Raw genomic sequence first — 19,454 nt, 5'->3', positions numbered from 1 at the left:
AAACACCTCACAAGTATCTGCTTTAACTATTTTTTTTCTTTTTCTCAGGTAAATATGCCTCGACTGGACCAACTTTCAATTCACATAGTGTTCCGCGGCTACTTAAACTATATTTAACTTCGGCAATAACCAGTTTTTCACTATCAAATCCCAATAGAGGATCATCAACAACTACCATTTGATTAGGTTTCCACAATGACCCATCACCTTGTCGCCAGCCTTGAATGGTATAAGTCGCTTCTCGGGTTTTACTCGCTCTTAACGTTTTTTCCATTTCACAGCGTTCTTGGCATGTACCATTATTTGAATCCCCTGACTGTTTAATAATTAGAGGGCGATAACGAATAATTTCTTCATCCTTAGATGAAGAGCTGACTGAAGAAAGCGTTGCTTTTCCAAAGTTTTTATCATCACCAATGCTCTGTCCAGAAACAAAATAATCTGAATAGCGATCTTTAATACTTTTTTCAGCATCTCCAGAGAGAATATTAGCACCAAGGACCAATGCAGTTTTTGCCTCATCTGAACCAATATCACCAATAACTAGTTGTCCTTGTTCATCATCAAATACGATAATTTGTTTCATGCCCATTATTTTGCTAATAACATCGAAAACAGTATCACCCTGATCTGCCTGAATGCTTAGAGAACCTGCATCAGTACTTTGGTTAAATACATTTAGTTTGAATGGCTCAACTAAATCTTGTATCACTTGTATTGTTGAACTATTACTATATTGTTTTGGTAATGCACTACAATCAACACAATCAGCAGTTTTACTCCTACCAACGATGCCCATAGATAACGATCCTGCATCATATCGAATCGGCAACGATTCAATATAACCAGTTAAAACAACATCATCATCAATAAACACCTCAACAAGATCACCGTTTTTAATAGCTATTTTAGTTTCTAAATTTTCTCCTGATGAAGGCCATTGACGGGTGATAGTGACATTAAAATCTCTTGCCAGTCGTTCAATACCTGCCGAGATACTAATTTCAGTCCATCCTCCGAAATATTTGCCATTAACCTTTAATAAAACATTATTCATGGTTTGGGTACTCTTAGTTCTTTAACCGGAACGAATCCAGGATGAAAAATACTGTTGCGAATCGAGATATCCTCACAACGTGTAGCATTGTTATAGAGATAGTGAGCTAAAACTAAATCAGGCAACACCTCATTAGGGATATAGACAATTGTTTTTTCTATCTTGATTAGGCGAGCATTGATATCTTGATTTACTGCGGCCTTTAATTTTGCTAACGCAATGTATAATCCATCATACTCCGTTCGCGATAATTCTTTATCAAATGACTTATTGATGGACTCCTTGATATCCAACAAATCATCAAATGAAATGGTATTATGTTTTTCAACTGTTGATGGTGTTGATACATGTGTGCTTGTTATATTAGTAGTTAAATGACTAGTTGGTAACGTATGTTCTTGATCAAAATAATTCTCTTTTTTACCTTTTGTTGACTCTAACGCCACAGGAGCAAAAGCTTGTTTTCTTTTATCTTCAACTTGTTTAGGTAACGATGCAATTATTCGTGATACTTCTGTAAGTGCGGTAACTCGAATAGCAGTATTAATCAAGTTTTGATTTTTCTTTCTTTTTTTGGTGGATTTGCTATCAGTTGACCAAATTGCACTCGGAAAAATGTTTTTTATAAATGATATACCATTAAACACCTTTACTCTTGCTATTAACCCGTTTATAGAATTGGAAAATTTTGTCGCACTATGCCACACCTTTCTGATTGAGTTAAAGATTGATGAACCACCCGTTCCGAGGATAGGCGATAAATTACCATTTAGGATTTTAACTGCATCATTAACATACGGGGTTATTGCATTAAAAGCATCGGCTATGTCATTTAAAATTGACATGGTGTTATCAAGAATACTGTGCTGTACAAAATCAGGCGCATCAATTAAGTCAAAATCCTCAAACGCATCTAAAAGTGCTTGATCTACATTATCTGCATTTTCTTCTACTATGTCATCAGTCGCTACTGAAGAATCGGGGAATATTAACTCACCAGCTTCGACAAATGAAAATGAAATTACACTCATTCGACCGTTTTCAACTGAATTATTTACTGTTATTTGCCCTTCTATATTAACATTAAGTTCACCAAGAAATGGATGAATTAACATTCCTGAACCTTCCTGTTCAATAGCATTAACTAATTTTTCAGTTTGTTCTTGATAGTCATCCCCAATTAAAAAAGCTTCTATTTTATTTTTACGTGCTGAACGCCCCATATCTTCAGTATACGGTATATCTCTAAATGGATATTCATGAGTTTGATTACGCCGTCCAAATTCAGATGAGGTGCTTCTAACTTGAAACCCTACACCACGAAAACTTGCTGGAAGCAAATCATTCAACCAACTTAGATTTATCATCAACCTCTCCCTAAATTCGCATACGGATTCCAGCCAACATCTGTTTTCATATTAAAACCTGATGCTTGTTTAGTTTCTTTTACTATTGTACCTTCAGGTGCATTCTCAAACTTCACAACAAGTTCGCCATTACCAACTGTATTTGAAAATTTATTAATTGGTATTTGAGGTGTTTGATAATAAGGATAATTATCCATCAGCTTTGTTACTTCTTGAGGTAAGCTCGATGTATCAATATTAACCTTTATATTTTTTTTATCATCACCGAAAAGAAATTTCCACACATTCAGTAACGGTTCAATGCCAGACTTAACGTTATTCCATAACTCTTTGAAGAAGTTTTTGACACTATCCCACATTTTAGGAATCAAATCACCTGCTGCTTCAAATGGGGTTATGAATACATCAAAAATAGGCATCAAACATGGCTTTATAGTTTCCCATAAACCACTGAAAAACTTGCTGACAGCGTCCCATGCTTTTACAATTATTTCACCACCCGCTTTGAATCCCGCTATAAAGACGTCAATAATAGGCATTACAAATGGTTTGATAAATTCCCATAACCCACTAAAGAACTTACTGACAGCACTCCAAGCATTAACAATGAAAGAAGCCCCAGCTTTTAAACCTTCAACAAAGAAATTAATAATCTTCATAACATAAGGTTCAATTGTTGACCATAAATTGCTAAAGAATTGATTAACAATTCCCCATCCATTTACAATCAATGCTGCTCCATCTTTGAATACTTCAATAAAATCATTAATAAATGGCATAACGTGAGGTTTGATAATTCCCCAGAGCCATTTAAAGAATTGAACTATTTCATCCCAATATTCAATAATTAAACCAGCAGCTAATGCTATGGCGCTCATGGCAAATCCAATTGGATTTGCTTTCAAAGCAGTGTTAAATCCTATTAATCCTATTCTTGCAAAATCAAATGCTTTTTTTAATTTCAATTTAGCTACAGCTAATGACTTTATGAACCAGATGTATCCCTTTGTTATACCAGTTGCTATTGTAAGCGTGTTAGAAACTGCGCCAACAATAATATTTACACCCGCACATGCAATACGAAGACCAATTAACCCAATAACTGCCATTGCAACCATTTTTACCAATTCAGGATTTTCTTGAATAAAATGACCAAATTCAACCACTAGTGGCTGTAATTCATTTAAAAGCTCTGTAAATGCAGGTAATAAGGCATCATTTATCGATAAACTAATATTAGTTAACGCATTGTTAAAAAGCTGTAATTTATTAGCCGTTGTATTTGAACTCGAATCATATTTTTTTTGCATCGAACCAGCATATTGTGCTGCATCACCAACTCGGTTAAAGTTAGTTTTTAACAAGTCCATATTACTAAGCAATGGAGATATAGATTCAACATTTTCCTTACCGAATAACATAGTTAGCGCTGTTGCGCGTTTATCTGCTGACATATTTCCCAAAGATTCAAGCACCTTCATAATCGTTCCTTCGGCATCTTTTTGCATGCCTTTGGCTATTCGTGTTGATGTGAATCCCAATCGTTGTAATACTTTTTGTTGTTCTGCTGTAGCTGCCTTACCTGATGTTAACGTCAGCATAAAGTTTTTAAGGCCAGTTGCTGCCTGTTCTGTATTTGTACCTGTTGCAATAATGGTTGAACTTAATGCAGCTAATTTATCAGCACCAACACCAGATTGTGTTGCAAGAGTACCAATTCGTGAAACAACATCAGAAATATCTTTTGCGTTTACATTTTGTGTATTGCTTAATAGATTGATTTTATCTGATAAGCTAACTACCTCTTTTTGTGTCAATTTTAAAGACGTTCGCCATGTAGCCATTGTAATACCAGCTTCCTCAGCAGATGTCTCAAACGCGATCCCCATTTTTATGGCATCTTGAGCAAACTGTATTAATTCATCCCTTGGAATATTTGCACGACTTCCCTGTGCAACAATAGAAGCAATATCTTTAGACGCAATTGGTAAACGTAATGACATTTCGCGAATATCTTGCCCCATTTCTTTAAATTGTTCTGGCGTATCAAAGTTAATAACTTCTCTAATATTTTCCATTTTTTCTTCAAATGCCATGGCATCCTTCATTCCTTTGACAAACATCGAAGAAAAAGGAAGATCAGTAACAGCATTCTTTAAATTAAGTTTCCCAAAATCTGATTTACTTAAGTTTTTGTGAAATTCTTTGAATTTATTATTCATTTTATTTAAATTTGGTGACAGTTTATCAACACCTATCACTAATTTTTTTGAGTCAAAGTCTGCCATTATGATTTCCTACTGCTTTCTATGCGGTTTGCTTGTTCGACTAATTCAAATACTTCCGATAGTGAACGCTCTTCTAAGATGTGAAATGGTGACAATTGCCAGTACTTGGCTATATCAAAACAAAGGTTTACAAGATATTCTATTGTGATTATTCCGGTGTCACTTCTCCCTCCACTGTAGTCACTTCCTTCGCCTTTGGGCCAAAGAACATCATGATTTCACCGGTAATCATTAAAAAATCGTAAGGTGTAAGTTGTTCGACGGAGCTGGGTGTAACGTTACCTAGTGTAACGATATACTCAGCAATTTTTTTGGGATCCCCAATCATATTACTATCAAATGGAAAGCCTAATTTTTTAATATCCTTAACAGTTGGTTCGTTAAGTTCAAGTACATGTAATTCGTTGCCATGAGCCATAATAGGCTGTGATAATTTGATTTCTTTCATTATTGATAAAATCCTTCTTGACCATGAAATTCGATTTCTGCTGTACCTTCTTCTGCGTTGTGATTTACTTCACCTTCAATCCATGCGTTTGACAGTACATAAACTTTTCCGTTGGCTAGTTCTGCTGTAACTGTCATTGAATCACTTGAAACTAACATGTCTATAGGAAAATCACCTGGCACTTTAAATGTTCCTTTAATGTAGGGAGCACGAAATGTTTCTTTATAATGAACACTATTATCTAACCCTAAAATACTTTCTTTAACGTTAGTATTCATTGGGACTTCTATGCCGCCGGTTAATGACAATTGAAAAGAATCAACTTTGATGTAAGTTGTTCCTGAAATACGTTGTTGTGTCATTATTTTTTCTCCTCTGGATATTGCAATCTAAACTGTGCTAACACAGCAAAAACACGTAATTGATTAACGAGATCGGGTGGAAATAATACATCCAATCGGTTAGGATCATTGATATTTCGCTCAACAATTAAGTTCTTCTTAAACACATCAAAATTTTCAACTAATCCCATTAATTCTAGTTGACGATAAGTTGCGTTAATTTCAGCTTTAGCAACCGCCGGTGTAATAATTGCCTGCCCAGCACCAAATCGAGTACCATCGTTTGCTAGTTTATGTCGTGGATATTTCGATGTAATCACACTGCGTAATTTACGTAACACATATGCAAGCGTATGCAATGTTTCACTATCAAGATAGCTATTATCAGCAATACCATAACTGTTACGTTGATATGTAGTGATATCTCGTTGAATTAATAAATTACCACTTGAAACATATGCCGTAGCAATACCGTGACTTAGCAATGATTGTTGCTCAGTTAGTGTAAACTGATTACTATCAGAAGCTGGTAATGCACCATTTAACATTCCAGATTGAGTTGGACGTGCAGGATCATTACGAATAAAAATAGCATTACGAGCAGTGCGCATTGCAATTAATTCATCAAGTCCTGTTTGAACCCTTGATTCATAGCCTGCAACGCTAATATGTTGATAATTCAATTTATCACCAAATTCGACTAATTCTGTCAAATTACCTTTTTTAGCGGTATAAGCATGTCCATACAATTGGCGCGCATAGCTCCAACGTCCTGTAGTGTCATCCATCTCATGATTAAATGTAGCTAAAGACGATAGGTCATTAAATGGGAATGCTATAAAATCAAGTAATTTGTCGCCCATAGCTGCAATAACGGGGGTTAAATTAGGGGTACCTGTTCCTCCGCTCATTTGATTGATAACAATATTTAAACCATCAGGAGTATCTTCTCCTCCGACTGTACCATAATAGTTAAAACATAGAGGAATATCATTGCCACTCAACCCTTTATTTTTGGCTGTTAGCGTAATTGTGCTATTATTTAAGACCGCGGTGACAGGTAAATCAAGATGAGTATTAATCGCATTATGCAGTCCATTTGCTATGGTTTCTGCACTATCAGAGACGGTTACTTGTGATTGAATTTTACTATTACCGATATAGAGACTTAATGTTCCTGTTTCTTCTGCAGTACCTGATATTTGAATAGTACCAGTCGCATTCGAGCCAGCTGTAGGTTCATCTACCGCGATAACAAAAAGCTCGCCAAAATTATCAATATTACGATAGGATTCTACCATTCTTGATAATTGACTGCCTCGCCCTGCAAGTTTTTTAACCTGATCTGCAGATGGCATAATAATTAACTTATTACGTTCAATGCTACTATCAGCTAACGGATAAGCAATAATTAGTGAAGCACCGTTATCTTGAATAGTATTGGCCGCAGATGAATCTACTTCCGCATAAAATAAAGGAACCTTTATATTGCTAGGAAAATTGTTAAAACTAATTGTCATTTTTAGCTACCTTTTTTTCTTGTTTCACTTTGATGTTTGTAACTTCTTCAACATCATTATTTGTCAATCGTCTAGCCCAGTACTGGTTATACTCAACATTACGACCGTCTACTGGTAAATAATCCCCATTATTGGGGTCATATACCTGTTTATTATTGACTGGTTTAATTATCATTATTATCCTCATAGATATTGTTATTTAAAAAAGTTATTGTTACTCCTGAGTCTTGTTCATTAGCTGTACCCGAAATGGTATCAAAATTGCCGATATTTAACGGGTTATATAATGGAGGTTTGGTAATACCGGGATTATTTGGATCAAATTGCCAATCAGGAACGGGGATGGGATTATCAGCAACTTTCAAATCAAAATATTGCCGAGTATCTTCAAAGCCAATTTCACGCACCGAACTGAAATTAAATTGATAACAAATTCTATCTTTATCTAAATCGAGTAATTTCCCACCATCATATTGAATTGGATAATGAAATGGAGTTAGTTCAAGACCAAGTAAAACTTGCCAAAGTTCAACTTTGATATTCTCAACAAGATCATATATTTCTTGTTTCCCTTGCTCTCCTATCAGCTTTAATACAACAATAACTCCAAAACTCTCTGTTACATTTTGCCAATAATCTGTTTTTGACTTATTGTTCTGCGCTTTATCATCTAGTGGAACAACATAAGCAGCTGGTAGTTCTGAAAATGTCGTATCTTTAACAGATGAGAATTTTGCAATCCAACTAACTCGCCCTTCAAAACTTAGGCCAAAATGGCGTAATGTATGGACGACATGAGATAATTTCATTGTTTAACCTGCATAATTTAAGGTGTTTTTGACATGCTTTTATTTGCTATATGTAATTTTTTATTTAATTCTTCAATCATAAAGTTTGCACTTGAAGTACCATTGGCAAAATCTCACCAGCCTTTACCACATTTCTATTTAGCTTTATGAGACAACAAACTTGAGCCACTACAATTCAACAATAACCTATCAGTTAACATCGCCACATCGTTTCTTTAATTATTTGTCAATTTGATCCAATGGGCATTTTTGAAGTTAGGTCCATGTATATACTTACTTTTTTGAGTAAATAGAAGATAGTTATATAAATTAGCTGAGTAAGTCATAATTTTATCGCCGTAATACTCAATTAATACGCTATTTATTGATCAGTAATTTGTTTGATAGCTTTTTTATCTGCATTACACTTCTCAATGACATTTAATAAATGCTCGTTATATCGGAGGCTATCACCAAAAGTCATGGGATTAGGTGGTAAATTTGGTAAACAGTCACTTAATAGATTGGCTGTTATAGGTCGATTCACGTATGCCTTTCGCTCGGTTGTACAAGCTTGCAGAAACAGGCATAGGCACAAACTGCTTAGCACAATCATTATCTTTGAGTTGCTCATTAATTTGCTCCTGCCGTTCTAGTGATTGTTTTTCTAGTTCACGTTTTGATAATTCGTTATCTGCGATGATTTGGTTGTTTCTAGATATGGTTTGCTCTAACTGATTTATTTGATTAGTTAGCTCAGCATTAGCGTCTTTTAATCGTTTTTTTTCTTCAAAATTGTTAAAACAAAAATAAATAGCAAAAGTGATAATGATTAATAATATGCTCAATATCTTTTCATTATTCATAGCAAACCGCTCTTATAAATCGTCTTACCGCCTTGCTTAACAGCCGTCAAAACTATCTGACGGTTATTATTTTGGCTAAATCCAATATGTACCCACTGGTTGTGCTCCTGGATAAGTTTGTCGAATTGAACACCAGCATCAATCAATCTTTGACATATTTCTTTAGGGGTACCATATGATGAACGAAAATCAACCGCTAAGCCCTTAGTATGAGCGCTTGTTGAGACTCCGCCTACTCTTGCATTTAATGCAGGACAGCGATATCCAGAGGTGATAATAATTGGTTTATCTAAAGCTTTTCTAACAAGTTCTAGCTTTATGGCTGTTAACTGCACATTTGGCATTAAATTTTGGGGGACTGAATTATCAATTTTTAAACGACTAGCAGTTAATGAACGTGTAAATTCTTCTAGCGTGAAATGTTCAGTTAATTTCATTAATCATCTCCTTTGGCTTTTCTTATTAATCGTTCTTCTAACGCCTTGATTAACGCTGCACCTGACCATCCAGCTAAGCCAGCTATACCTCCTGCTAACTCAAAGTCCCAATTAAAATAACTTGCAGCTAATACAACAAGCGTTCCAGCAAATATCGATATAAATATTTGCGCAAATAGCACCCCAATATTAAATTTATTACCATTTAGAAACTGATAGCAATAACTTGATAGAGAACCAAGCAAAGTGACGAAAAATAAATAAACAACAACTGTCCAATTGACGTTGTTAGGGTCTTTTATCGGCATATTTAAATCTTCTTATTAATTATGAGTGGCAGCATACTAGCTGAATGTGAGTTATGGGTGAGTCTAGCATTGCTATCGATTCAGTGATGAGCAAATAGTCAAAATATTGATATAAAAAAAATAGTAAACAAAAATAAATTGAAATAGCTACAACAGAAATAAAATCACATTGAGTATTTCATCAAATGAGGTTGGCAAAAAAAGAATTAAGCTAGTAGCTAGCGTGTTGATTATTATTTTTCTAGAAAAAACAGAATAATATAGATATAAAAAAACCCAACTAATTAGCTGGGTTTAACTATATGCGTTCTAAACCGCATTTTTACCTTATTATACATGCGCATTTGCGCAAAGTCAAGCGGTTAAGCAACTTTTTTAAAATATTGATAAATATTTCCTCTTATAAACATCTCGGCTTGATTCAATAAATTAATGATATCGTGTGGACGCTTCCCAATTGCTTTTGCCTGCGAGTTACACGAAACACCTCGCAGATAATATGCGGTCAATACAATCCATTGAGAATAATTGTCATTTTTTAAAATCAGTACCGCATTATCAACAATTTCAGCTTCATCTTCTGTTAAATATTGGCGATAATCAACATCTGTTGGTGCTCCCAAAAAAACAGCCGATTTTGAAGGATATTCAGTTCCAATTCTTTTCAATATACGCGTATTTTTCCAGGCAGTTAAAATATCTTTAGTTTCTCTCATTACTCTCTCCCTACTTTGCCAATCTTCGTTCACTTTTGCCGTTGTTTTGTAATTCATTTCAGTATTAATCCCTTCGATTTGCTTACTTTGTTCAGAATATTTCTTTTATTGACTTGCTTTACAGATTTATATTTATTTTTTGCTACATTTGTTGTTAATCCTAATACACAACCTATTACTATTTTGTTGAACATCTAATAGAGTCGCTATTAACAAAGGCTAATTAGCTTTAATACAAGTTCTGCTTTTTTTTAACATCTCTTTAATGTTAGCGATATGCTCCATACTCTTTGCTGAAACTTGATCATCTTTAAACTCAAGCATTGCGATCGTGTTTTCTGGTTTTGGCAAATAGCAATTAGCTTTTTCTGGTGTTAATAAACCAATGAAAACAGCACGATTAATTGCATCAGCACGTTTTGTTTTATCGCTACCAAGTGATACAAATACCTCTACATTTTTACCATTCATCATTGATGAGTTAACTAAACGTCCATAAGCTTCGATAAAAGTTCTTCTTGCTCCAATTTTGTCGCCATTACGATAAACAAGTTCAGCTTGTGCCCATGCCTTTGCTATTTCCTTAGTCCAAACCAAAGTATTAGTTTCATCACTAGCAAGTATTGCTATTGCCCATGCCTCATCGGGTGATAAATGGTTATTAGGACCACCCATTAAATTAATTAAATCAGCAGGCTTCGGCATAAATTCACTTTTACGCACCCATACATTGGCTGCTCTGCGCAATGAATCAATTGGGTATTGACTAAGTGTTGACCAATAAATATTGATTTTAGTTGTACTCGCTTGCTGTCCGTAGAGTTCAAGAAGTCCACCAATAATTGCTAAAAAACCATCTGAGATTTTTGCCATAATCAACTCCTCATACTCTCTAAGACAGCTCGATTACGTTCTGCGAGAGTCATAAATCTTGATTGAGAGTGATTCGATTTTTTATAGTTCCCAGCATTACGTAGCCAATTATTAAATGCAGCGTTCCAATCAATATATTTTTTCCCATTAGCCAAGCAATAATCTTTAAACTTAATAAATTCAGTATCCAAATTGACATTTTCATTTAGTGCTATGTTTCGATGATGATCGTTGGGTTTAAAATCATTAGGCAACTCTCGTTTTTGGGGTTGAGGTTTATCCGCAATAATATTTGTAGTATTCTCTGTAATAGTCTTTGTTGTAATCTCTTGAAATAACGAACTCGACTTTGTAGTCTCCCCGGAATCTACGATGTCTACTTCGGGGTGATTACTTTCTTCATTTCGCGATAAATGATTAATAGATTTGGCGAAATTAGCTAAAACTTCATTGACCTTTTTATTGTCAATTTTGTAAAAAGTTTTATGTTCTAATCGCTTTTCAGTAATTATCAAAACGCCCTTATCTTGTAATTTTTTTATAGCAGTTCTTTGTTCGTTGTGAGATAAACCAGTTTCTTCCTCTAGTTCATCGCGCGTTTTATACACCCCTAAATCAGATATAGCTTTATCTTGCCAATAAAATAATTGAGAAAATAAAACAGCTGCATTAACACCACCTAACGGCTTAGCCATTTTTGGATAATAGGCATTTGGTCTTCCTTTCAATTTCAATATTTCAACTATATTCATTGTTTTACCTCAAAAAACATTCAGCAAAATTGCTATCATTTTTATAAATAATTTCAGTCACTATTTGGTAATTTATTAAATAGTGGATACATGCCTTTAATCTAACAATCGGGTAAATTTTATGTTTGTGCTAAATTGATTGTTTTATCACTTACAAGTGTTGTAAGGTTTCGAACGCATTGACTTTAGTTTTTAATGTGTCCATCCCCCCTTTTGTGTAATCTAATAGTGATTTTTTATCTCCTTTAACTTCCTAAAATATGGATAGCTTTTGCAGCAGTCTCAATTATTATTCTTAAACTTATTGATAATATTTATTATCAATAATAACCAAAGTTATTGAATAAATCAATAACTATTGTTATTTGATGAGTGATAACTTGAGTTATATAATTAAAAAATTAACAACCCCGAGAAAAAAGCATGACTACATTTACAGATAGATTAAATTTGGCATTAAAAGAATCTGGGATGTCTCAGCATCAACTAGCCGAAAAAGTAAAAATTAGCCAACCAGCTATTCAAAAATTGCTTTCAGGAAAATCCAGTACATCACGAAAAATATTAGAAATCGCTAACGCATTAAACGTTGATCCTATATGGCTAACAAAAGGTGTTGGTAAAGCCAAAGTAAACAAAAATAAATCTAATGCGACAGTATTAGGATCTATCGAAGATTGGGATAGTAAAACACCGCTAGATGATGATGAGATTGAAGTGCCATTTTATAAGGATGTACGGCTAGCAGCTGGTGATGGTTTCACTGATGATATTGAGGATTATAACGGATATAAATTACGCTTATCCAAATCCACTATGCGGAAATATGGCATTGATAAAGAATGCACTGTATGTCTAACTGTCTATGGAGACAGTATGGAACCTGTATTTAGAGATGGTTCTACAGTAGCAATCGATCAAGCTGATACATATGTTAGAGATGGCAAAATCTATGCAATCAATCACGATGGATTATTAAGAATAAAAATTTTAGAAAAAGTGCCTGGCAATCAAATAAAAATCAAAAGTTATAACATTGGCTATGATGATGAAATAGTGCCTCAAGATGAAATAACTATTTTAGGCCGTGTTTGGTGGCAATCGTCTATATTGGATTGATAATAAAGATATAACAATAACCGCTTCGGCGGTTTTTTTCATACCTAAGACTAGCATTAACCTATCAAGATCCCCTCACCCAACAACCTTTGATAACTTTATTTTAAATTTGATAACTTTTATTATTGACATAATTAATAACCTAAGTTATCATTATCACATCAAAACCAATCAACTTAACAACAAAGTTAAACAAGACTACGAGTTATTTAACTAGTTAACGAGATTCAAGTAGCTAGCTGGGGCATATGAAAGTACAGCGGTTTTGATTTGATAGTCGAACGGCGCGACTTTAAACTATGCGTCGGGACTGTGGCGGTGACTCAATACAGGCGGTATACAATCAAACTAAATGCCTTTCAGTGAGAGATATCTAGTTTGAAAAGAATTGATGGTGGCCACTTCTCCTCAAGTGGTGACCTAATAATTAGGGAACTTATTGTAATTGCCTGCTTAGATTAATAGTGCTTTAGTGTGCATTTAAATTTTAATAAATACCGGTATAAAGGGTTTCAGACTACTGCGTAACTAAATGTAATATGTCGCTACTATCATCATACACTGAATATACAGTAGCGCATAACCAGACAACAAAAGCTATCACTCTCCAATACGTAACTCCACTATTTTTTAATAGATTAAATATACCAATGAGAACCATAATCGAATTTAAAAAATTAATTGAATAAATAAATGAGATTACGCTAATTCTGAACAATGTTGAAACATGATATGTGTCGAGTATAAAAGTAGTTGCAATGTAAATTACAATTAAAATCACACTAAATAAAACACCGAACACCCAAAAAGTTACTGCTAGGCTTAATTCGCCTTTAACTAATCTCTTAAATATATTCATATCTGTTTCTCGTGTATAAATAAAACACACTATACAACCAAATACTTTATTCACAAAATTTTACTAGCGAGTTTATGAATACTGACAGCTCGGAAAGACGGCGCAATACTACATCCTATTTGCCCTCCAAGCGAGGTCTTTTTTCGAGGTGATTATGACTAATAAAGATTTTGTGAATATGAAAATCAAAGATAGATTTCACAAGGATTATGAGTTAACAGACAGCGAAATAAAGTTTGCCCTCTTTTGCACATACTTTGTGATTTTAGGTGGATTATTTTGCTTGTTCTACTGGATGCTACAGATTGCTACGAGGTGAGTTATGCAGTTACATAAATTGGTTGAAAATGGTTACGAAAGCGCTTACTGCAATATGTTAAACAATATTGAAATGCAAGATGCTAAGGATGAATGGATTGAAAGCCGAGCCGAAGAACTAATTAAAAACTTTGGTAATGACAATGACTGGCAAATCATCGAACTACTCAAAATCAAACTGGAAAGTAAAAGTATTGATGATGATATTTATAACCAATTTATTGTTGACATCTGTTATTCGCAAGCTCGCTTTGAATATAATAATCAATCATATTAATAAATTTAATAAAGATTAATTATCCCATATAAAAAAGTTAAAGCTCCTAAATATTATGCTAATAATTCTGTCGTTAATGAATTGAATTTGCAATATTTAAATATTAAATAGGGTTAATAAAAAGCGTAAAAAAAACGAACCAAAATTAGTAACCAGGCAAATTCAGAACGACGATTTTATAGATGACGGACGTTCATATTAGATTCTTTTTTATTTTGTTGTATCAATAGGTTTTACGCCTGAACAATCACTTTCTTTTAAGGTAATCATAAACAAATATTTATTCTCCTCGGTGGAATATAAATATTGAAAAATTGCGCCTTTTTTTAATAATTGTTTTATTTGATCATTAGTACAACCATCATTTTTTATTTGAGAAAACAAAAAATCACGTAATTTATCAAATTCACTTTTATCTATCTCATTAAAATTAATTTTCTCAATAATATATCTATAAGTTAAGGTATTGTTTTCTGCATAAGATGTGGTCAACATAGTAAATTGATCTAGACGAATTGGAGTGCGTTCATTCAGTGACTGAGAAATCTTAAAGAGTTGGCCACTAATAGACCTTTTATTAAATAGATCAAACTGGTTAACAAAAAAATAGCAAACAACTGAAACAATAATACTTAAGATAATGTTTCGAATTTTTTTAATACTCAATTAATACTCGCTTATAAATTCTAATAATTTTGAAAATGATAATATGGATAAACGAATATTATAGAATTATCAATACCGTTTATAACATTCATTTTATAATATTGATTTAATTTAATTAATGCAATTATTAATTATTAAAATTTATTATGACGTAAACACTTTAAATAGTGTGATAGAGTATATAAAGATATTAAGGGTTAAACTTAAAACTCGTTGATTATATATAGCTTTAATGGCGTCCCCTACAGGATTCGAACCTGTGACCTACGGCTTAGAAGGCCGTTGCTCTATCCAGCTGAGCTAAGGAGACATTGATTGGATTTAGTGATTAAACGCTGAGTATTATATAAAGCTATTTTGATCCGTCAATGCTTTTTAATTGATTATCAATCTATATAGACAAAATATCGTCAATTTTGACGTTATCGGCAATAAATTCAATACTAATAATCAGAAAAAATAAAAAAATATTCATTTATTCGATCTCAAAAACCCCGTTCCTCAACTTTTTTTTCAATTATGGCGATAAATTACTTTAATAATTTGAGCAGTAGTTAATTGTTTTTAATATATAGATAATTTATTTTGCGCTAGCTATTTGCGCTTTTAGCATCGCTAACCGGCTTTGGCCTTGTTGCATTTTCTTTTCTGGTGATAGTTCATTACGCTGATCTTGCCAAGCTAAATCGTCTTGTGGAAGTTCGAGTAAAAAGCGACTTGGTTCAACATAAACTGTTTCACCAAATTGTTTTCTCTGTCGGCTGAATGAAAAGGTTAGCTCTTTTTGGGCTCGAGTTATGCCTACATAAGCAAGTCGCCTCTCTTCTTCGATATTGTCTTCATCAATACTTGTTTGATGAGGTAATACCCCTTCAGACATACCAACTAAATAAACATAAGGAAATTCGAGGCCTTTTGAGGCGTGTAATGTCATTAATTGTACTTGATCTAGCTCTTCTTCTGTTTCATTTCTTTCTAACATATCACGTAACGTAAATCTTGCTACTGCTTGTTCTAGCGTTAATGCTTCGTCTATTTCATCACCCTGTAACATTTCATTCAACCAACTAACTAACTGTTCAACATTACGCATTCGCATCTGCCCGGCTGTTGGTGATGTAGACGTTTCATAGATCCAACTTTCGTAGTGAATCCCATGTAATAATTCATGAATCGCGGCCATTGGTTCGGAATGTGATTTTTCTATCAGAGAATCGAACCAATGGATAAAGGCATGTAGTGTTTCCATCCTTTTGCCTGATAATAATTCGGTTAGCCCCATATCATGACTTGCATGATATAAGCTTACACCACGTTGATTTGCCCATTCACCCAGTTTTTGGATAGTTGCTGGCCCTATTTCTCGTTTTGGTGTATTAATAATGCGGATAAAAGCATTATCATCATCAGGGTTGGTTAATAGGCGTAGGTATGCCATTAAGTCTTTAATTTCAATGCGAGCGAAGAAAGATGTCCCACCAGAAATTCGGTAAGGTATTCGATACTGCATTAGCATTTTTTCAATTAAGCGAGACTGGTGATTTCCGCGATATAAAATAGCATATTCACCGTATTGGCTATTATTAGCAAAACGATGACCAATTAAGTCATTAACGACTTTTTCCGCTTCGTGTTCTTCATTGTCGGCAGAGATCACTTTTAAATGTTCACCATAACCGAGTTCTGAAAATAATTTTTTTTCAAAGATATGCGGATTGTTTTCAATTAAAATGTTAGCGACTTTTAGAATTCTTCCTGATGATCGGTAATTTTGTTCTAATTTAATCACTTCTAATTTAGGAAAGTCTTGTTTTAGTAAAATTAAATTTTTAGGACGAGCCCCCCGCCATGAGTAAATCGACTGATCATCATCACCAACAACCGTAAATTTAGCTCGGCTACCCACTAATAATTTGATAAATTCATATTGGCTGGTATTAGTATCTTGATATTCATCAATAAGCAGGTAGCGGATACGGTTTTGCCATTTTTCTCTAACTTCTTCATTTGTTTTTAGTAACAATGTAGGTAGTAAGATTAGATCATCGAAATCTAATATACTGCAAGACTTAAGTTGTTTTTCGTAAAGATGATAGCAGTGAGCAAATAACTTTTCTTTGTTGGTTTGCGCTCTAGCCATTGCTATCGTTGAATCGACAATATCGTTCTTCCAATTTGAGATGGTAGAGCGTAATTGGTTGATGAGATCTTTGTCTCCATCAAACCATTGTTGTGTTAGTTCTTTGAGTAGAGCAATTTGGTCGTGGTCGTCAAATAATGAAAAATTAGATTTTATACCAAGATGTTTATGTTCTCGTCGAACAATATCTAGGCCTAAAGTATGAAAAGTTGAAATTTTCAGACCTCTTGCCTCTTGCTTACTTAGCGATTGAGCAATACGTTCTTTCATTTCTCGTGCAGCTTTATTAGTAAAAGTCACGGCAACGATATGACGAGGTAAATACTCTTTGACTCGAATTAAATAAGCTATTTTATTTATGATTACCCGAGTTTTGCCCGAACCCGCACCAGCCAATACAAGGCATGGCCCCGAAACATATTCCACAGCTTGTTGTTGACTTGGATTTAAACGCACAGAAGAAAAGCCCTAAGTAAAATTGTTCGTTAGTATATACTGATTTATCAATCATGCGCAATCAGACGCATGACCAATTAAGCTAGACAAAATTCTTTAATGAATGAAAGTTAACGCGTGTTCAACAACTTCAATTCCCGCTCCTGGTTTATGCGCATTTTCGCTAAGGTAACGTCGCCACTGTTTTGCACCTTTTCTACCATTAAATATTCCTAGGGTGTGTCGCATAATATGATTGAGTTGTCCGCCTTGACTAAGTTGTGTTTCAATATATGGATAAAGAGTTTGTATTGCGACAATAGGATCGATAATTGGCGTATCATCTCCAAAAATTTGCTGATCAATCTGAGTTAATAGCAGTGGATTTTGGTAAGCTTCTCGCCCAACCATGACACCATCAACATAGTTTAGATGATGTTTGATTTCTTCAATGGTTTTAATCCCACCATTTATGGCAATAGTTAACTGCGGATAGTCACGCTTTAGCTGGTAAACTCGCTCATAATCAAGTGGTGGTACTTCTCGATTCTCTTTTGGGCTTAGCCCCGAAAGCCATGCTTTGCGAGCATGAACAATAAATGTATCGGTATATGGCATCACTTTTTCAATAAATTCACATAAAAATGAATAACTATCTTGGTTATCAATACCTATGCGTGTTTTTACCGTGACAGGTATATTTACCTCTTTTTGCATGGCATCAATACAATTTGCGACTAAATCAGCTTTTCCCATTAAACAAGCACCAAACATACCATTTTGAACGCGATCTGATGGGCAACCTACATTAAGGTTAATTTCATTATATCCTCGTTCCTCTGCCAACTTGGCGCATTTAGCCAGTGCTATAGGATCACTTCCACCTAATTGTAAACTTACTGGCTGTTCCTGTTCATTAAAAGCGAGATAGTCTCCTTTACCATATAAAATTGCGCCAGTGGTTACCATTTCGGTATAAAGTAATGTTTGTTTAGTTAATATTCGATGAAAATATCGACAATGTTTGTCAGTCCAATCCAGCATTGGAGCTATAGAAAATTTATTTAAGGTTGATTTCATTGATATACCGGTGTTTAAAACTGTCTTTGTTGGTTATATTAAAATATTATTATACTTGGAACAACTTCATCTACATTCTTTAAACCTTCATTGTAATACACTTTAGCCTTAATCAGGCATTGAGCAGCTAATTTTAAGATGTGTGAAGTCTTTTTTAATATCATTCCCAGTGGTACTAATTTCCCATTTAATTGTCTTACTCAAATGCACGTTAGAGCTAGTCTTATCGTTATTTCAGGGGTTTACCTTAGAATGATGTGATTAATATAAAAGTTAACCATGTACAATTCTTAAACAAATTTACTTCGACATAGGTAAAGAACGTGTTATTCTTACTTGCATTTTTTAAATATAATAATTGGTAGTGATAGGAATGGAAATGTTAACAGATAATACAGATACTATTTTAATTAAATCAACAGAATTGTTAAAAAGCCAATTGAGATTTATTGGGACTATGCAACAAATCTTTGGCGTAGTAAATATTGTTATAGGTGCAATTAGCTGTTTAGGTATAATTACAGCTATTGTTGGTATTCCAGTAATAATCAACGGAGTTAAACTTTTTCAATCCGGTAGTGCATTTAGTCTAGCAGCAGCCCTCGGTAGAGGAGAAGACTTTACTGAAGCTATCAGAAATTTACATGGGTATTGGAAATATGTATTAATTGGAATTATATGTGCAGTTATTCTTTTCTTTATCTACCTTTTAATCATCTTTTCAATCATTGCTTCTATAGCTAATCACTAATAATTTCCACAGTAATAATTGATCGAATTAAATAAATAAAAACCTCGC

20 protein-coding genes and 1 tRNA gene are annotated in these 19,454 nt (G+C 34.0%); 3 read left to right on the top strand and 18 right to left on the bottom strand.

The features are described from left to right. Positions 1 to 22: 22 nt before the first annotated feature. From J3T98_RS01375 to J3T98_RS01310, 14 genes are all read right to left on the bottom strand, one after another. Positions 23 to 1,057: a phage baseplate assembly protein gene (locus J3T98_RS01375; RefSeq protein WP_267361943.1), complete on the bottom strand. Its 1,035-nt coding sequence runs from the start codon at positions 1,055 to 1,057 to the stop codon at positions 23 to 25. Continuing rightward, positions 1,054 to 2,424 carry a DNA circularization protein gene (locus J3T98_RS01370; RefSeq protein ID WP_267338525.1) on the bottom strand — a complete coding sequence of 457 codons (1,371 nt, stop codon included), beginning with the start codon at positions 2,422 to 2,424 and terminating at the stop codon, positions 1,054 to 1,056. The genes J3T98_RS01375 and J3T98_RS01370 overlap by 4 nt, the downstream gene beginning before the upstream one ends. Further along, positions 2,424 to 4,712, bottom strand: a complete 2,289-nt coding sequence (locus J3T98_RS01365; RefSeq protein WP_267361942.1) for a phage tail tape measure protein — start codon at positions 4,710 to 4,712, stop codon at positions 2,424 to 2,426. The genes J3T98_RS01370 and J3T98_RS01365 overlap by 1 nt, the downstream gene beginning before the upstream one ends. Positions 4,713 to 4,860: 148 nt before the next feature. After that, the gene (locus J3T98_RS01360) at positions 4,861 to 5,160 is read right to left on the bottom strand and encodes a phage tail assembly protein (RefSeq protein WP_065563249.1); all 300 of its coding nucleotides are present in this window, start codon (positions 5,158 to 5,160) and stop codon (positions 4,861 to 4,863) included. Beyond that, positions 5,160 to 5,522, bottom strand: coding sequence for a phage tail tube protein (locus J3T98_RS01355; RefSeq protein WP_220226171.1), 363 nt, complete (start codon positions 5,520 to 5,522; stop codon positions 5,160 to 5,162). The genes J3T98_RS01360 and J3T98_RS01355 overlap by 1 nt, the downstream gene beginning before the upstream one ends. Next, complete coding sequence (locus tag J3T98_RS01350) at positions 5,522 to 7,021, bottom strand: phage tail sheath subtilisin-like domain-containing protein (protein ID WP_267361941.1); 1,500 nt, start codon at positions 7,019 to 7,021, stop codon at positions 5,522 to 5,524. Before J3T98_RS01350 ends, J3T98_RS01355 begins: the two co-directional genes overlap by 1 nt. Further along, positions 7,011 to 7,196: a DUF2635 domain-containing protein gene (locus J3T98_RS01345; RefSeq protein ID WP_220226173.1), complete on the bottom strand. Its 186-nt coding sequence runs from the start codon at positions 7,194 to 7,196 to the stop codon at positions 7,011 to 7,013. The genes J3T98_RS01350 and J3T98_RS01345 overlap by 11 nt, the downstream gene beginning before the upstream one ends. Further along, positions 7,186 to 7,830 carry a hypothetical protein gene (locus J3T98_RS01340; protein ID WP_220226174.1) on the bottom strand — a complete coding sequence of 215 codons (645 nt, stop codon included), beginning with the start codon at positions 7,828 to 7,830 and terminating at the stop codon, positions 7,186 to 7,188. The genes J3T98_RS01345 and J3T98_RS01340 overlap by 11 nt, the downstream gene beginning before the upstream one ends. Positions 7,831 to 8,321: 491 nt before the next feature. Continuing rightward, the gene (locus J3T98_RS01335; protein ID WP_267361940.1) at positions 8,322 to 8,675 is read right to left on the bottom strand and encodes a hypothetical protein; all 354 of its coding nucleotides are present in this window, start codon (positions 8,673 to 8,675) and stop codon (positions 8,322 to 8,324) included. After that, positions 8,672 to 9,112, bottom strand: a complete 441-nt coding sequence (locus tag J3T98_RS01330) for a D-Ala-D-Ala carboxypeptidase family metallohydrolase (RefSeq protein WP_267361939.1) — start codon at positions 9,110 to 9,112, stop codon at positions 8,672 to 8,674. The genes J3T98_RS01335 and J3T98_RS01330 overlap by 4 nt, the downstream gene beginning before the upstream one ends. After that, entirely contained in the window at positions 9,112 to 9,420 is a 309-nt protein-coding gene (locus tag J3T98_RS01325) for a phage holin family protein (protein WP_267330257.1), read from the bottom strand. Before J3T98_RS01325 ends, J3T98_RS01330 begins: the two co-directional genes overlap by 1 nt. A gap of 362 nt (positions 9,421 to 9,782) precedes the next feature. Beyond that, positions 9,783 to 10,193: an antiterminator Q family protein gene (locus tag J3T98_RS01320; RefSeq protein WP_267356880.1), complete on the bottom strand. Its 411-nt coding sequence runs from the start codon at positions 10,191 to 10,193 to the stop codon at positions 9,783 to 9,785. 162 nt (positions 10,194 to 10,355) lie between these two features. Beyond that, the gene (locus tag J3T98_RS01315) at positions 10,356 to 11,009 is read right to left on the bottom strand and encodes a hypothetical protein (protein ID WP_267331482.1); all 654 of its coding nucleotides are present in this window, start codon (positions 11,007 to 11,009) and stop codon (positions 10,356 to 10,358) included. A 2-nt stretch (positions 11,010 to 11,011) separates the two neighbouring features. Continuing rightward, a complete protein-coding gene (locus J3T98_RS01310) occupies positions 11,012 to 11,761 on the bottom strand; it encodes a hypothetical protein (RefSeq protein WP_267356881.1) in 750 nt (249 codons plus the stop codon). A gap of 423 nt (positions 11,762 to 12,184) precedes the next feature. Here J3T98_RS01310 and J3T98_RS01305 point away from each other — a divergent pair, with 423 nt between their 5' ends. Together J3T98_RS01305 and J3T98_RS01300 are read left to right on the top strand one after the other, a co-directional pair. Beyond that, a complete protein-coding gene (locus J3T98_RS01305; RefSeq protein WP_267353438.1) occupies positions 12,185 to 12,880 on the top strand; it encodes an XRE family transcriptional regulator in 696 nt (231 codons plus the stop codon). A 1,181-nt stretch (positions 12,881 to 14,061) separates the two neighbouring features. After that, positions 14,062 to 14,334, top strand: a complete 273-nt coding sequence (locus J3T98_RS01300) for a hypothetical protein (protein ID WP_220226181.1) — start codon at positions 14,062 to 14,064, stop codon at positions 14,332 to 14,334. A 210-nt stretch (positions 14,335 to 14,544) separates the two neighbouring features. Here J3T98_RS01300 and J3T98_RS01295 read toward each other — a convergent pair whose 3' ends face one another. The 4 genes from J3T98_RS01295 to dusA form a co-directional block, all read right to left on the bottom strand. Then, entirely contained in the window at positions 14,545 to 15,000 is a 456-nt protein-coding gene (locus J3T98_RS01295; RefSeq protein ID WP_267356882.1) for a hypothetical protein, read from the bottom strand. Between the two features lie 233 nt (positions 15,001 to 15,233). Continuing rightward, a tRNA-Arg gene (locus J3T98_RS01290) sits at positions 15,234 to 15,310 on the bottom strand. A gap of 270 nt (positions 15,311 to 15,580) precedes the next feature. Next, on the bottom strand, positions 15,581 to 17,596 hold the full coding sequence (gene rep / locus J3T98_RS01285) for a DNA helicase Rep (protein ID WP_267361938.1): 2,016 nt from the start codon (positions 17,594 to 17,596) through the stop codon (positions 15,581 to 15,583). Positions 17,597 to 17,692: 96 nt separating this feature from the next. Beyond that, on the bottom strand, positions 17,693 to 18,655 hold the full coding sequence (gene dusA / locus J3T98_RS01280) for a tRNA dihydrouridine(20/20a) synthase DusA (RefSeq protein WP_267361937.1): 963 nt from the start codon (positions 18,653 to 18,655) through the stop codon (positions 17,693 to 17,695). Between the two features lie 379 nt (positions 18,656 to 19,034). Between dusA and J3T98_RS01275 the strand changes: the two genes are divergently transcribed. After that, positions 19,035 to 19,406, top strand: coding sequence for a DUF5362 family protein (locus J3T98_RS01275; protein WP_065563232.1), 372 nt, complete (start codon positions 19,035 to 19,037; stop codon positions 19,404 to 19,406). The last annotated feature ends 48 nt before the right edge of the window (positions 19,407 to 19,454 follow it).

Origin of the sequence: Gilliamella sp. B2772 (assembly GCF_026536985.1) — a bacterium.
GTDB classification, from domain to species: Bacteria; Pseudomonadota; Gammaproteobacteria; order Enterobacterales; family Orbaceae; genus Gilliamella; species Gilliamella apicola_E.
This window is presented reverse-complemented; position numbering and strand designations above follow the sequence as displayed.